We start from the raw sequence: 14879 nt of genomic DNA on the forward strand, positions 1-14879 counted from the left end.
CCTCCTCTTAGGCAACGACCAGCTGTTCATCGACAGCCGACAGCGCACCGGCCTCCCACATCTCGCGGTAAACCGCGGCGACGGCGTCCTCGATCCGCTCCATCGCATGCTCGCCGTTGGGCTTGATCCCGGCTGCTTCGAGCATGTCCCAGGGCTCGTAACCGATCTTCGAGCAGAGCACGGCCTCGCAGCCCGACAGCGTGCCGATGGTCCGCGACAGCACACTCTCGCCGTCGCCGCAGGTGTCGCCACCCTCGCAGTAGTTGTCGGTCTTGCGATGGCTGATGAAGCGCACACCGGCCGGCGAGGCCTCGTAGATCAGGAACTCGTGCGCGTGGCCGAAGTGCTGGTTGATCACGCCGCCGCCCTGGCTGGCGATCGCCATCAGCACCGGACGCGCATCGGGGTCGATGTCCGTCGGCGCCGCCGGCTTGGCCTGGGCATGCTGGTTGAGCTCGGCCTCGATCGAACGATGCACCTCGGCCCGTCGAACCATAGCGGCTTCGTAGTCGATCTCCATGGCTTCGATCTTGTCCAGGGTGAACTCCTCGCCGCGATCCTCGCCGAGCAGGCCGACCGCATCGGCGCGGCACTGACGGCAGTGGCGCATCATGTTCATGTCGCCGGCACAGGCGTCCTGCAGGTTCTGCAGTTCCTCGGGCTCCGGACCGCGCTGCCCCATCAGACCGAAGAAGGTGCCGTGCTCGGCCTCGCTGATCAGCGGCATGACGTTGTGCAGGAAGGCGCCCTTGGACTTGACGATGCGGCTGACCTCCTTGAGGTGCTCGTCGTTCACGCCCGGGATCATCACCGAGTTGACCTTCACCAGGATGCCGCGCTCGGTGAGCATCTGCAGACCCTTCTGCTGCTGCTCGATCAGGATCGCCGCTGCCTCGCGGCCCTTGATGCGCTTGTTTTCCCAGAAGATCCAGGGATAGATCTTGGCGCCCACGTCGGGGTCCACGGCATTGATCGTGATGGTCACGTGGTCGATGTTGTGCTTGGCCAGTTCATCCACGCTCTCGGGCAGCGCCAGACCGTTGGTGGAAACGCACAGCTTGATGTCCGGGGCCTGCTCGCTGAGCATGCGGAAGGTCGCGAAGGTACGCTCCGGATTGGCCAGCGGATCGCCGGGGCCGGCGATGCCGAGCACCGTCATCTGCGGAATGTTGGCGGCCACCGCCAGGGTCTTCTTGACCGCCTGGTCCGGGGTCAGCAGCTCGGACACCACGCCCGGGCGCGACTCGTTGCTGCAGTCGTACTTGCGGTTGCAGTAGTGACACTGAATGTTGCACGCCGGCGCCACGGCCACATGCATGCGCGCGAAGTAATGGTGCGCCTGCTCGGAATAACACGGGTGGTTGTAGACCTTGTCGCGGATTTCGTCGGGCAGGTGAGCGAGTTGGTCGTCTGTGCTGCCGCATCCACTGGAAGAGCATCCCGACGCCTGCGTGTCGGTCGAATCAAGCACTGTCAGTTCCATCCGTCTGGCCTCGCAATTTGGTGGGTTCGTAGATCTCTATCTGGCAATCTCCGTGCCTACCCGAGACGAGATTTTAATTATATGTTTTTTAATGATTTTTTTTGATCACACCCCTGTCATCGTCGGATTTTGGAGGTGTAGACAAACGAACATCGACTGTGGCATGTGCGATATGCGACGCGCGCGCTGCGAAACATCGGAAACATCGTCGAACACGACCTTGGGCCGAACCCGGCCGCGGTCGGGAACACTGGGCAGATATCGGGGAAACTCAGATCTGACGAACGCGGATCTTGAGGGTCTGGATACGATAGGCGATCTGCCGTGGCGTCATGCCCAGCAGACGCGCTGCCTTGGCCTGCACCCAACCGGCCTGCTCCAGGGCAGCGACCACGCGTTCGCGTTCGCTGAGTTCGGGATCGTTGAGATTGGAGGGCACTGCCGCGGCGGATTCCTCCACCTGCGGCCGCGCACCCAGGCCGGAAGGCATGACCAGATCGCTGTCGATGCTGCCGTCTTCGCTCATTACCGCAGCACGTTCGAGACAGTTTTCCAGTTCGCGTACGTTGCCCGGCCAGTCGTGGTTGGCCAGCGCACGCAGCGCACCGCCAGTCAGCGCCAGCTGACGACCCTGGCGTTCGGCGATCTTGTCGAGCAGGAACTGGGCCAGTTCCGGCAGGTCGCCGACGCGATCGCGCAGCGGCGGCAGATAGATCGGCATGACGTTGAGCCGATAGTAGAGATCCTCGCGGAACTCGCCCTTGACCACGGCGTCCTCGAGGTTGCGATTGGTCGCCGCGATCACGCGCACGTCGACACGCAACGTCCGCGTACCGCCCAGGCGCTCGAATTCACCCTCCTGCAGCACGCGCAGCAGCTTGGCCTGGAAGGCCGGGGTGATTTCGCCGATCTCGTCCAGGAAGATGGTGCCGCCTGCGGCCTGCTCGAAGCGCCCGCGGCGGCTGGCCACCGCGCCCGTGAAGGCACCCTTCTCGTGACCGAACAGCTCGGACTCGAGCAGGTTGTCCGGCAGGGCCGCGCAGTTGAGCTTGATGAACGGCGCGTTGGCGCGCGGCGAGTTGTAGTGCACGGCATTGGCCACGAGTTCCTTGCCGGTACCGGACTCGCCGCGCACCAGCACGGTGGTATTCCACTTGGAAACCTGACGCACCTGCTCGAACACCTGACGCATCGCCGGGGCGTGGCCGACCAGGGTGTCGAAACCGTATTCGCCGCGCAGTTGCCGACGCAGCGAATCGCGTTCCTCCTGCAGGGCACGCTGGCCGTGCTCGACTTCCCAGGCGCGCCCCACGCTGCTGCCGACAAGATCCGCGATCATGCCGAGAAAACGCTCCTGAACGTGCAGGGCGGCGGCATTCGAGGGCTGCGCGGCAAGCACGCCTGAGACGTTCCCGGCAATCACGATCGGCACCGCCAGGAACGGCAGGTCACGGTCGTACACCCCCATGCGGTCAAGAAAGCGCGGTTCGTCGCCCAGGCGCTCCGCCACCACCGGCTGCCGATGGGCCAGCACCCAGCCGATCACACCCTCGCCGCTGCGGTAGCGCACCGCCTCGCGATCGGCACATTCGGCGTGCAGGGCGTGGACCGACAGGGCCGCGCCCTCGGGCTCGCGCAGGGCGACCATGCCGTGATGCAGGTCCGCCTGTTCGTGCAGGATGCCCAGCATCGACTCCAGCGTCGCATGCAGGGCCTCTGCGCGGCTGAGCACCAGACCGACGCGATAGAGCGTCCGCAGCTGGTTCTGCAGCATCGCCTGGCTGGCGGACTCCATGATCGCGTTGGCTGCGCTCATAGCTCTCCGGCCCGCCGCTGGGCACGCGACGACAAGGGGAAGGAGACGTGCACACTGGCGCCCGGCGTATGCTCGGAATCGATCCAGATCAAGGCGTCATGTGCATTGATCACGTTCTGCACGATGGCAAGGCCCATACCTGCCCGGCCGTTTGAGGTGCGTGTGGTGTAGAACGGCTCGAAGATCTTGAGCTGATGCTTCGGGTCGATGCCGGGGCCACTATCCTCGATCGCGATCTCGATCTCGCCGTTGTTGAGCTGGCTACGAATCGACAGTACCCGCGCGCTTGAAGACACTTCATCAAGCGCATCCAGGGCATTCTCGATCAGCTGCCGGAACATGTCCTGCAGCGCCACGGGATCGCCCAGATAAGTCGGCAGGGCGCGCGCTGGCTGCCAATCCACCACCACGCCGGCGGCGAGCATGCGCGGCGTGGCGAGGGCCAGCACGTCACGCAGCACCTCGTTCAAATTGACATTGGAGCGCCGTATGCGACGTTCCTGTGGTAACGCTCCGGAAAGCCGCTGCTTGGCCGCCTCGCCGGCCTCGCGCGCCAGCAACAGGCCTTCGAGCAGGCCGCTGTCTCCGGGGTGTTCGCGACATTCGATCAGCGAATGCAGGGCGCCGATCCTGCCGACCAGGCTGTCGAGCTGGAACACCGCGCCATTGACCGTCTCGCGCACGCCCTCGGTCAGCTCATGCTCGGTGAGCACCGCACGCAGGGCGCTGATGCGCAGTTCCTCGCGGCGTCGGCGCTGTGCGGTGACGTCGCTCACGGCAAGCAGCAGATAACCCTTGGCCTCGGGCTCGAAAAAGGCATCGGGGCGTGTCTCGACGCCGTCGACGCGTGTGGTCGAGCAGCTCAACCAGCGCGCGGGCCGCTCATCCTCGCCGCCGATGCCGACCTCGCGGTCCTTGAACTGCACCAGGGCACCGGCATCCTCCCAGGCGGCCAGCTTGAGGCCGAGCGAACCGAACACGAGACTGGCCGGATCGCCGCCCAGTTCGGTGCGCAGGCGCAGGTAGGCTGCATTCTCGCGGATACGCTCGCCGCCAGGACCGATCAGTACGATGGCCACGGGTGCGAGAGTGAACACCGACTCGACCAACGCCATGTGGTCGCGCAGTTCGCGTTCCAGGCGGTGCATCTCGGTGATGTCGCGATGCATGCCGATGTAGTGGGTGGCGCGATCTTCCGCATCCACCACCGGTGCGATGGTGACCTCGGCGAGATAGGGTTCGCCGTCGCGACTGCGATTGAGCAGCGTTCCGGTCCACGGCCGCCGCTCCGAAAGATGTCGCCAGAGGTCCTCGTACAGGGCCCGCGGCGTGACCTTGTGCGACAACACCGATTCGTTGCGGCCGATGATCTCGGCACGCGGATAACCGGTGACGCGGGTGAACGCCGCATTGGTGTAAAGGATGTTCGCGCGGCTGTCCGTGATCGAGATGGCGACGGGCGCCTGCTCGACCGCAGCCATGAACAGGCTGGGCAGCAGCGAAGTCACGGGTTTGGCGTCGACGTCGGCGGGTCCCTCCGCCGCGAGCACGCCATCATCCGGCGGGGCTTCGTCGATCTGTGGTGCGCGGTGCCCTCCGCTGTCTTTGATCATAGCCACCTCCGACATGGGTTCTGCAGCGCCGGGCGGCGCATCAGCCGAACTTGAACAAAATCCCATACCCTCCGCGCGGGTACCACCATTCCACGTTTTGGTGTTCCGCGCAAATGATCCGGCAGGTGCCGCATTCCAGGCAGCCGTCCACGCTCAGGGTGACCCCGCCGCTGGCGTCCGGGGCGTAGCAGCCGGCCGGACAACAGAAGGTGCAGGCCTTGTCCTGACAGGCGTCGCGGCACACGCTGGAGTCGCGCACGGAAATGTGCGGGTGTCCCTCGTCGACGCGATAGCGGTTCTGGAACAGTTTTTCCTCGATCTTGACCGGGGTTGCGGTATTCGTGCTCATCGTAACGCTCTCCACATTTTGTAGGCGTCAGTCAACATGCCCAGCATGCCCCGCTCCTCGCGGAATTCCTGCGAGATCTGGCGCTGCTTGGATTTCTTGTCCGCTCCGTCAACGTGCAGCATGTGCTTGGCTGCGCGGCTCATCAGCTCGGGATAAGTGGTGAACAGGTGCGGACTGGCGTGCAGCACGTCGGGAACGTGCTTGTACTTCTTCAGATCGGACATCACGAAGCTGGCGTCGAGGCGGCGCTTGTACTCGCCCAGATTGCGCGCACTCATCACGCGGCGATGCTCCTTGAGATCGATGATCGTCTCTGCCGCCAGGCGACCGCTGGTCATCGCCAGGTTCGAGCCCTCGCGGTGCACCGCGTTCACCAGCCCGCCGGCATCGCCGACCATCACCCAACCCTCGCCGTAAAGCTGCGGCACGGCCTTGTAGCCACCCTCGGGGATCAGGTGGGCGGCATATTCCTTGCCCTCGGCGCCGCGCAGCAGCGGACGGATCGCCGGGTGGTTCTTCATGTCCTCGAGCAGCTGGTAGGGCGGGATGCCGCCCTCGCGGAAGCTCGACAGCATGCAGCCCACGCCGATGGTCAGCGATTCGCGATTGGTGTAGAGGAAACCGGTGCCGATCATGCCCTGGGTGATCTTGCCCATCATCTCGATCACCACGCCCTCGTCCTCGCCGATGTTGAAGCGCTGCTCGATGACGTCGGGCGCCAGGAACAGCACCTCCTTGACCGCGAGCGCCACGTCCTTGGGCTGCAGCTCGCCGTGGAAGCCGGCACGCTTGGCGACCAGGGAATTCACCCCGTCGGCCAGCACCACCACGTCGGCATAGACATCACCGCCCATGCGATCGGTCTGCACGCCGATCACCTTGCCGGCATCGTCGCGCAGCAGGCCGGTGACCGTGGTCTCGCAGATCACCAGCGCGCCGGCCTCGCGCACCTTCTCGGAAAACCAGCGGTCGAACTCGGCGCGGATGATAGTGTAGCGGTTGGGCGGGCCGCTCTTGAATTCCTCGGAGCGGAACGTGCTGCCGATATAGGACGCCTCATCCAGCACCCACAGGCGCTGTTCGAGCACCGGCCGTTCCAGCGGCGCGTCCTCGCGGAAGTCGGGGATGATGCGCTCGAGCGCGTCCGAGTACAGGATCGCACCCTGCACGTTCTTCGAACCGGGGGTCTCTCCCCGCTCGATCTGCAGCACGTTGAGACCGCCCTTGGCGAGGGTGTAGGCGGCGGCGTTGCCCGCCGGCCCGGCACCCACCACGATGGCATCGAAATGTTCGCTCATGAGATAACCCTCAGTGTTTGATTCACTCAACTCGCGGCGCGCGCCACCGCCAGCCGCTGGCGAAACGCCTCGGTCAGGGCGGGGATCAGCTGCACCGCATCCGCGACGATGCCGTAGGTCGCAAAATCGAAGATCGGGGCCTTGGGATCGGTATTGATCGCGATGATCACGTCCGAACCCTCCATGCCGACACGGTGCTGAATCGCCCCCGAGATGCCGGCGGCGATGTACAGACGCGGGCGCACGGTCTTGCCGGTCTGCCCGACCTGACGGTCTGCCTCGACCCAGCCGGCCTGTACCACCGGCCGCGTCGCGCCGACCTCGGCACCGATTACCGCGGCAAGATCGAACAGCAGCTGGAAGTTCTCAGGCTTGCCCATCCCCAGGCCACCGGCGACGATGATCTCGGCATAGGGCAGCTGTGCGCCCTCGCGCGCCTCGTCGGGGATGAAGTCGAGCACCTTGGACAGCACCGAGGCCTCTTCCAAGGCGAAGCTGCTGCGCACGACCTCGCCGCTGCGTTCGGGCTGCGCCTCGGGCATGGCCATCACGCGCGGTCGCACGGTCGCCATCTGCGGCCGGTAGTTGAGGGTCTGGATGGTGCACAGCAGACTGCCGCCGAAGGTCGGCCGCGTCGCCATCAGGCTGCGGTTGTCCGGATCGATGTCGAGTTCGGTGCAGTCTGCGGTCAGACCCGTACCGAGGGTGGTGGCCACGCTGCCGGCAAGGTCGCGCCCCAGGGTGGTCGCGCCGAGCAGCAGGATCTCCGGCTTGTGCTCGTTGACCAACGCAGTGAGCGCCTTGGTATAGGTCTCGTTGCGGTAGTCGGCCAGTACCTCGCCGGTGCTCAGGTAGACGAGGTCCGCGCCGTAGCCGATGGCATCGCTGCAGATCGGCGCGAGCATTGCTTCGTCGGCGCCGACGACCACCGCGCCCAGAGGTACCTCCAGGCGGTCGGCCAGCTTGCGCCCCTCGCCGAGCAGTTCCCAGGACACCGGGTGCGCCTGACCACGCTCCTGTTCCACGAACACCCAGATGCCCTTGTAGACCTCCAGGCTCGGGTCCAGCTTGAAGCGCCGCCCCTTGGGTTTCGAATCTTCTGTCTTGTCGTTCATCGCGTGCCCTCGTCTGCGTACGCGTTCAATCGGTTAGGCGTGCCCATGGATCAGGCGTTCGACCTCGGCGTGTTCCGCGAACAGTCGCTCGACCATGTCGACGGCGATCTCGCCCGCACCGCGCCCTTCGACCTCCATCTGCTCGGCCGGGTCGGCGCTGGGCTTGGGTGCGAACACCCGCGTCACCACCGTGGGCGAGCCCTTGAGACCGATGCGCGACGGGTCTTCAATGCCGGCATCCTGGCGACTCCAGCGCCGCACTTCGGCACGGGCCGCGCGGAACATGTCCGGCAGACTGCCGTGGCGCAGGGTGTTGACGCCTTCGAGCAGGGTGATCAGGCAGGGCATCGGCGTGTCGATCACCTGCACCCCGCCCTCCGCGCGCCGGTGCACCCGGATGCGGCGGGCCTCTAGATCGATGTCCTCGATCTGCGACACGTAGGTCAGCAGGTTGAAGCCGAGGCGGATGGCGATGCCCGGGCCGACCTGGGCGGTATCGCCGTCGATGGTCTGCTTGCCGGTGATCACGATATCCACCGGCAGCTCATCGTTGAGCTTGCGGATCGCGGTGGACAGCGCGAACGAGGTGGCCAGCGTGTCCGAACCGGCGAACATGCGGTCGGTCAGCAGCACCGCATCATCGGCGCCGATGGACAGCGCCTTGCGCAGCGCGGCCTCCGCCGTGGGCGGGCCCATCGTGAGTACCGTGACCCGGCCGCCGAGGCGGTCGCGCACACGCAGCGCCTCTTCCAAGGCGAACAGATCGTAGGGATTGACGATCGCGGGCACGCCCTGGCGCATGATGGTGTTGGTCACCGGATGGATACGGATCTGCGCGCTGTCCGGGACCTGCTTGATACAAACAACGATATGCATGGGTAACTCCTGTGTCTCGGTGCGGCCGCGGTGCCGCCGCCGAACCTTCGCGGGTATCCCGAGCAAAACCCATACCAGTACGACCGTTTCGACGTCTGACCACGGCGGATGCGCATCGCGGCGCAACCGACGCCCTCGCCTTTGTAGCAAACCCGACAAAAATTCCGACCGCCGCAGCCCACTGGTCGGATTTGCCACACGCGAAATACCGTCCTGCGCACCAAACGACGCCATCCGGGCCTTGGCACATCAATTGCTGAACCCCTTGGCGAGATGCTCATTCCCCCAATTCCGCTGAGGTAAACGCCATGCTGACCCTGACCGAACCCGCCATCCGTGCGCTAGAGCGCTTCATCGCGTCCAGCGGCGAGCCCGTCGCCGGGCTGCGCGTCACCATCAACGGCGGAGGCTGCTCCGGCTACCAATACGGCATGAAGCTCGAAGCCTCCGCCGGCCAGGACGATGTCGTCCTCGACTGCGGCGGCGTATCAGTCTTCGTCGACCCGACCAGCGCACCGCTGCTCTCCGGCGTCACCGTCGATTTCGTCGACAGCATCGAGGGCTCCGGCTTCAAGTTCGAGAACCCCAATGCGACCGCCAGCTGCGCCTGCGGCTCGTCCTTTTCAGCCTGATTCGCCCGGGAGAACATAGTCATGTGGGATTACACCGAAAAGGTTAAGGATCACTTCTACAACCCGCGCAACGCCGGCGCCGTGGCCGACGCCAACGCGGTCGGCGAGGTCGGCTCGATCTCCTGCGGCGACGCCCTGCGCCTGACCCTCAAGGTCGACCCGGCCGACGAGCGCATTCTCGACGCCGGTTTCCAGACCTTCGGCTGCGGTTCGGCGATCGCCTCAAGCTCGGCGCTCACCGAGATCATCCGCGGGATGACTCTGGACGATGCACTCAAGGTCACCAACCAGGACATCGCCGACTTCCTCGAAGGCCTGCCGCCCGAGAAGATGCACTGCTCGGTGATGGGCCGCGAGGCGCTGGCCGCCGCGGTCGCCAACTACCGCGGCGAGACCTGGGTCGACGACCATGAGGAAGGCGATCTGGTGTGCAAGTGTTTCGCCGTCGACGCGGTGATGATCGAGAACGTGGTGCGCGAGAACAAACTCTCCAGCGTCGCCGAGGTCACCAACTACACCAAGGCTGGCGGCAGCTGCGCCTCCTGCCACGAGAAGATCGAGGACATCCTGTCCACGGTGATGGCCGAGCGCGGCGAGGTGTTCCAGGCCGCCGGCAAGGCTGCGCCTGCGGCTCCCGCGAAGAGCAACGGTTTGAGCAACCTGGAGCGTATCCGTCTGATCGAGAAGACCATCGCCGAACTGCGCCCGCAGCTGCAGGCCGACCATGGCGACATCGAGCTGATGGACGTCGAGGGCAAGACGATCACCGTGCGCCTGACCGGCGCCTGCACCGGCTGCCAGCTCGCCGGCGCCACGCTCGGCGGCGTGCAGCAGCGCCTGATCGAGGCCCTGGGCGAATTCGTTCGCGTGGTGCCCGCACAGGCCGCGCATAGCGCGGCGGGGGCCTGATCATGGAGCCGATCTATCTCGACAACAACGCCACCACGCGCGTGGATCCGGAAGTCGTCGAGGCGATGCTGCCCTTCTTCACCGAGCAGTTCGGCAACCCCTCCTCGATGCACAGCTTCGGCGACCGCGTCGGTCGCGCGGTCAAGCAGGCGCGGGCGCAGGTGCAATCCCTGCTCGGCGCCGAGCACGATTCGGAGATCATCTTCACCTCCTGCGGCACCGAGTCCGACAGCACCGCAATCCTGTCGGCCCTGCGTGCCCAGCCCGAACGGCGCGAGATCATCACCACCGTGGTCGAGCATCCGGCGGTGCTGACGCTCTGCGACCAGCTCGAGAAGGAGGGCTATACGGTCCACCGTCTCGCCGTCGACAACCGCGGCCGACTCGATCTCGATGAGTACCGCAGGCTGCTCTCCGACCAGGTCGCCGTGGTTTCGGTGATGTGGGCCAACAACGAGAGCGGCACCGTGTTCCCGGTGGTGGAGATGGCCGAGATGGCCGCCGAGGCCGGCGTCATGTTCCATACCGACGCGGTGCAGGCGGTGGGCAAGCTGCCGGTCAAGCTGAGCGAGACCCGTATCGACATGCTGTCGCTCTCCGGCCACAAGCTGCATGCGCCCAAGGGCATCGGCGTGCTCTACCTGCGCCGCGGCACCCGCTTCCGCCCGTTGCTGCGCGGAGGTCATCAGGAGCGTGGGCGTCGGGCCGGCACCGAGAATACGGCCTCCATCGTCGGCCTCGGCAAGGCCGCCGAGCTGGCTCAGGCGCACATCGAGGACGAGAACACCCGCGTGCGGGCGATGCGCGACCGCCTGGAGGAAGGCATTCTGGCGCAGGTGCCGCATGCCTTCGTCAACGGCGATCTCGACAACCGGCTGCCGAACACCGCCAGCATCTCCTTCGAGTACATCGAGGGCGAGGCGATCCTGCTGCTGCTGAACAAGTCCGGCATCGCCGCTTCCAGCGGCTCGGCCTGCACCTCCGGCTCGCTGGAACCCTCGCACGTGATGCGCGCCATGGGCATCCCCTACACCGCCGCCCACGGCACCGTGCGTTTCTCGCTGTCGCGCTACAACACGCCCGAGGAGATCGAGCGCGTGATCGAGGCCGTGCCGCCGATCGTCGCCCAGCTGCGCAAGCTGTCGCCCTACTGGGGCGAGGACGGTCCGGTGACCAACCCCGAAGAGGCCTTCGCCCCGACCTACGCCTGACCCGACCGAGGCGGACCCGATCCGGTCCGCCTCTTTTTTGCGGAGCGTTATATGCACGCCTATACATCGAAGCGGAGACGGCCATGAGCCCCGACGGACGCCTGGGCGGCCGGCTGTCGGTCGAGCGCGACGGGCACGATTTTCTCGGCGCTCGACGCATCGCCCTGCTGCGCGCCATCGCCGAGACCGGATCGATCAGTGCCGCCGCGCGGGCCATCGGCATGAGTTACAAGGCCGCCTGGGACGCGGTGGACGCGATGAACAACCTCGCCGAGCGCCCGCTGGTGGTCAGCGGCACCGGCGGCCGGCATGGCGGCGGCAGCCGACTGACCGACTACGGGCAGCGTCAGATCGCCGTGTTCGAGGTGCTGGAGGACGAATACCTGCGCATGCTCGCGCGCGTGGAAGCGGCCGGCGAGGCCTTCGGCGAGCACCTGCCGTGGATCCGCCGCCTGAATCTGCTCACCAGCGCCCGCAACCAGTTTCTCGGTCGCGTCGTCGACCTCGCCGCCGGCCCGGTCAACGTCGAGGTCGTCCTCGACATCGGCGGCACGGACCGCATCGCCGCGAGCATCACCCATCCCAGCCTGGAGGCGCTCGGTCTCGACCTCGGCAGCGAGGCCTTCGCACTGGTGAAGGCGCCGGCGGTGGGGATCGAAAATGCCCACGCGACGCTTGCCGCAGATTCACACAACCGGCTGTGCGGCACCGTCACGCGGCTGCACGCCGGCACCGACGAGACCGAGATCGCCATCGCCCTGACCGGGGGCAAGACCGTGGTCGCCGTGATCGACGCCGAGGCATTCGCGCGCCTCGACCTCGCCCCCGGTGCCACTGCCTGCGCCACCTTCGACGCGGCCAGCGTGCTGCTGGCCGTCGCCCGCTGACCCCCACTCACCCCACTCACCTAAGGAATCGCCATGAACCGCACCCGACGCTTTATCTCGCAAGCCTGCCTGCTGGGCACCCTGCTCGGCCTCGCCACACCGGACGCCTTCGCCGACGCGCCGCTGCATATTGCGGTCGCGGCCAATTTCACTGCGCCGATCAAGTTGATAGCGGCCGACTTCAAGCAGCAGACCGGCAAGACCGTACTGCCGAGCTTCGGCGCCACCGGCATGCTCTATGCGCAGATCCGCAACGGCGCGCCCTTCGCGCTGTTCCTGTCCGCCGACAGCCGCCGCCCGCGACTGCTCGCCGAGCAGGGACTCGCGGTGCCGTCGAGCCGGCGCACCTACGCGATCGGTCGCCTGGTGCTGTGGAGCCCTCACGCCGGGCGTTTCGGCGACGGCGGTAAGGTGCTGCGCACCGGCCAGTTTGCGCGACTCTCCATCGCCGAGCCGAAGGCGGCCCCCTACGGCGCTGCGGCACAGCAGGTGCTCGAACACATGGGCCTGTGGCATAGCCTGCAGCCGCGCATCGTACGCGGCCAGAGTCTGACCCAGGCCTATCAGTACGTGGCCAGCGGCAACGCCCAGCTCGGTTTCGTCGCACTCTCGCAGATCGCCCTGCTGCCCCCAGCGCGCAAGGGCTCGCAGTGGCTGGTGCCGCAATCCTTCTACAAGCCCATCGAACAGCAGGTGGTGCTGCTCAAACGCGCGGCGAACGACCCTACGGCCAAGGCCTTCTACGCCTATCTGAAGAGCCCCAAGGTGGAAAAGATCATTCGCCGCTACGGCTACGAGATCGCCCGCTGAGTTCGTCGGACACCGGAGACACGCCATGGACCTCGAACCGGTCTGGCTGACGCTCGAACTTGCGGGCGTCACCACCGCGATCCTGATGCTCGTCGGCATCCCCCTCGCCTGGTGGCTGGCGCACCGCAGCGGCTGGGTGGGCGCGCTGGTCGGCTCGGTGGTGGCGCTGCCCCTGGTGCTGCCGCCGACCGTGCTGGGCTTCTATCTGCTGGTCGCGCTGGGACCGCGCGGCCCCCTCGGCCTGCTCACCGACGCCGCCGGTTTCGGCACGCTCGCCTTCACCTTTCCGGGCCTGGTGGTCGGGTCGGTGATCTACTCGCTGCCCTTCGTGGTGCAGCCGGTACAGGCGGCCTTCGAGGCGATCGGGCGACAGCCGCTGGAGGCCGCGGCGACCCTGCGCGCGGCGCCGCTGGATCGCTTTTTCACCGTTGCCCTGCCGCTGGCCCGGCCCGGCATCCTCACCGGCGCCACGCTGGGCTTCGCGCACACGGTCGGCGAGTTCGGCGTGGTGCTGATGATCGGCGGCAACATCCCCGGCCAGACCAAGGTGCTTTCGCTCGCGATCTACGACTACGTCGAAAACCTGCAGTACCACGAGGCCAATCTACTGTCCGGAGGCATGCTGGTGTTCTCGCTGCTGGTACTCCTGCTGCTGCGCCTGATCGCGCCGCGGCAGGCGGGGCTGCGTCCGTGAAGGGGCTTTCCTGCGCGCTGCGCCTGCAGCGGGACGACTTTGGTCTCGATCTCGAATTCGACGCCGCACCCGGCGTCACGGCCCTGTTCGGCCGCTCGGGCTGCGGCAAGAGCACCGCCCTGCGCTGCCTCGCCGGGCTCGCGCGCGCGCAGGGACGCGTGCAGCTCGATGGCGAGACCTGGCAGGACGACGCGCGCGGCGTTTTCCTGTCCACCCACCGCCGGCCGCTGGGATTCGTGTTCCAGCAGCCCGAGCTGTTCGCCCACATGGCGGTGCAATGCAACCTCGAATTCGGCCTGCGCCGTACCCCGGCGGCACGCCGGCGCGTGGTCTGGGAGCAGGCCATCGCCCTGCTTGGCATCGACGCCCTGCTCAAGCGCGGTGTGGCCCACCTGTCCGGTGGCGAGCGCCAGCGTGTGGCCATCGCCCGCACCCTGCTCACCAGTCCGCGGCTGCTACTGATGGATGAGCCACTGTCGGCCCTGGACGTGACCTCCAAGGCCGCCATCCTGCCTTACCTGGAACGCCTCCACCGCGAGCTCGACATCCCGGTGATCTACGTCAGCCACGCGCCCGACGAGGTTGTACGGCTGGCCGACCGCGTCGCGCTGATGCGCGACGGCCGCATCGTCGAGACCGGCCCGCTCGCCGAGCTGCTCGCCGCCGGCCGGCTGCCGCTGGGCGGTCAGCCAGGCGACGCCGGCGTCATCATCGACGGCACGCTGGGCGAGGCGGACGCCGAACAGGGCCTCTCCGCCATCCATTTTGCCGACGGGGTGTTCCGCATCGCACTGGATCCCGCCGCCGAGCCCGGTACCCCGGCCCGCCTGCGCGTGCACGCCAGTGACGTCAGCATCGCCCTGCACGACCACAGCGGCGAGACCAGCATCCTCAACGTATTCCCCGCCCGCATCGCCGAGATTGCCGGGGATGGACCTACCCTGAGCGTACGCCTCGACCTCGGCAGTACCGCGCTGCTCGCCAGCATCACCCGACACTCGCGTGAACACCTGGGCCTGCACGAGGGCCAGCGCGTCTATGCCCAGGTCAAGGCGGTCGCCCTGCTCGACTGAGCGGCGCGCGATGCGTTTGTCGCAGTTCCGACAAAGTTCGGGGCATCGACGTTTTCCACCCCATAAGAAAAACATTAAATATTTGTAAATTAAATATTTTTAATTGGGCACGC

General features: G+C 66.5%; 14 protein-coding genes. 7 read left to right on the forward strand and 7 right to left on the reverse strand.

Annotation, left to right across the window (positions count from 1 at the left end):
* Nucleotides 1–7: 7 nt before the first annotated feature.
* From nifB to BJI67_RS12620, 7 genes are all read right to left on the reverse strand, one after another.
* Nucleotides 8–1483, reverse strand: a complete 1476-nt coding sequence (gene nifB / locus BJI67_RS12590; RefSeq protein ID WP_070073312.1) for a nitrogenase cofactor biosynthesis protein NifB — start codon at nt 1481–1483, stop codon at nt 8–10.
* 271 nt (nt 1484–1754) lie between these two features.
* The gene (gene nifA / locus BJI67_RS12595; RefSeq protein WP_070073313.1) at nt 1755–3299 is read right to left on the reverse strand and encodes a nif-specific transcriptional activator NifA; all 1545 of its coding nucleotides are present in this window, start codon (nt 3297–3299) and stop codon (nt 1755–1757) included.
* The gene (gene nifL, locus BJI67_RS12600) at nt 3296–4912 is read right to left on the reverse strand and encodes a nitrogen fixation negative regulator NifL (protein ID WP_197513090.1); all 1617 of its coding nucleotides are present in this window, start codon (nt 4910–4912) and stop codon (nt 3296–3298) included. Before nifL ends, nifA begins: the two co-directional genes overlap by 4 nt.
* A gap of 40 nt (nt 4913–4952) precedes the next feature.
* A complete protein-coding gene (locus BJI67_RS12605) occupies nt 4953–5261 on the reverse strand; it encodes a ferredoxin family protein (protein ID WP_070073314.1) in 309 nt (102 codons plus the stop codon).
* Nucleotides 5258–6559, reverse strand: a complete 1302-nt coding sequence (locus BJI67_RS12610; protein WP_070073315.1) for an FAD-dependent monooxygenase — start codon at nt 6557–6559, stop codon at nt 5258–5260. Before BJI67_RS12610 ends, BJI67_RS12605 begins: the two co-directional genes overlap by 4 nt.
* A gap of 26 nt (nt 6560–6585) precedes the next feature.
* The gene (locus BJI67_RS12615; RefSeq protein WP_070073316.1) at nt 6586–7674 is read right to left on the reverse strand and encodes an electron transfer flavoprotein subunit alpha/FixB family protein; all 1089 of its coding nucleotides are present in this window, start codon (nt 7672–7674) and stop codon (nt 6586–6588) included.
* A 33-nt stretch (nt 7675–7707) separates the two neighbouring features.
* On the reverse strand, nt 7708–8550 hold the full coding sequence (locus BJI67_RS12620; RefSeq protein ID WP_070074148.1) for an electron transfer flavoprotein subunit beta/FixA family protein: 843 nt from the start codon (nt 8548–8550) through the stop codon (nt 7708–7710).
* Nucleotides 8551–8858: 308 nt separating this feature from the next.
* On the opposite strand from BJI67_RS12620, the gene BJI67_RS12625 reads away from it, so the two are divergent.
* The 7 genes from BJI67_RS12625 (at nt 8859) to modC (ending at nt 14766) form a co-directional block, all read left to right on the forward strand.
* On the forward strand, nt 8859–9182 hold the full coding sequence (locus BJI67_RS12625) for a HesB/IscA family protein (protein WP_070073317.1): 324 nt from the start codon (nt 8859–8861) through the stop codon (nt 9180–9182).
* 21 nt (nt 9183–9203) lie between these two features.
* Nucleotides 9204–10091, forward strand: coding sequence for a Fe-S cluster assembly protein NifU (nifU, locus tag BJI67_RS12630; RefSeq protein ID WP_070073318.1), 888 nt, complete (start codon nt 9204–9206; stop codon nt 10089–10091).
* Between the two features lie 2 nt (nt 10092–10093).
* The gene (nifS, locus tag BJI67_RS12635; protein WP_070073319.1) at nt 10094–11302 is read left to right on the forward strand and encodes a cysteine desulfurase NifS; all 1209 of its coding nucleotides are present in this window, start codon (nt 10094–10096) and stop codon (nt 11300–11302) included.
* An 83-nt stretch (nt 11303–11385) separates the two neighbouring features.
* The gene (locus tag BJI67_RS12640; RefSeq protein ID WP_070073320.1) at nt 11386–12189 is read left to right on the forward strand and encodes a TOBE domain-containing protein; all 804 of its coding nucleotides are present in this window, start codon (nt 11386–11388) and stop codon (nt 12187–12189) included.
* 33 nt (nt 12190–12222) lie between these two features.
* On the forward strand, nt 12223–12999 hold the full coding sequence (gene modA, locus BJI67_RS12645; protein WP_070073321.1) for a molybdate ABC transporter substrate-binding protein: 777 nt from the start codon (nt 12223–12225) through the stop codon (nt 12997–12999).
* A 25-nt stretch (nt 13000–13024) separates the two neighbouring features.
* Nucleotides 13025–13693, forward strand: a complete 669-nt coding sequence (gene modB / locus BJI67_RS12650) for a molybdate ABC transporter permease subunit (RefSeq protein ID WP_070073322.1) — start codon at nt 13025–13027, stop codon at nt 13691–13693.
* Nucleotides 13690–14766, forward strand: a complete 1077-nt coding sequence (gene modC, locus BJI67_RS12655; RefSeq protein WP_070073323.1) for a molybdenum ABC transporter ATP-binding protein — start codon at nt 13690–13692, stop codon at nt 14764–14766. Before modB ends, modC begins: the two co-directional genes overlap by 4 nt.
* Nucleotides 14767–14879 lie beyond the last annotated feature (113 nt).

Source organism: Acidihalobacter aeolianus (assembly GCF_001753165.1).
GTDB classification, from domain to species: Bacteria; Pseudomonadota; Gammaproteobacteria; order DSM-5130; family Acidihalobacteraceae; genus Acidihalobacter; species Acidihalobacter aeolianus.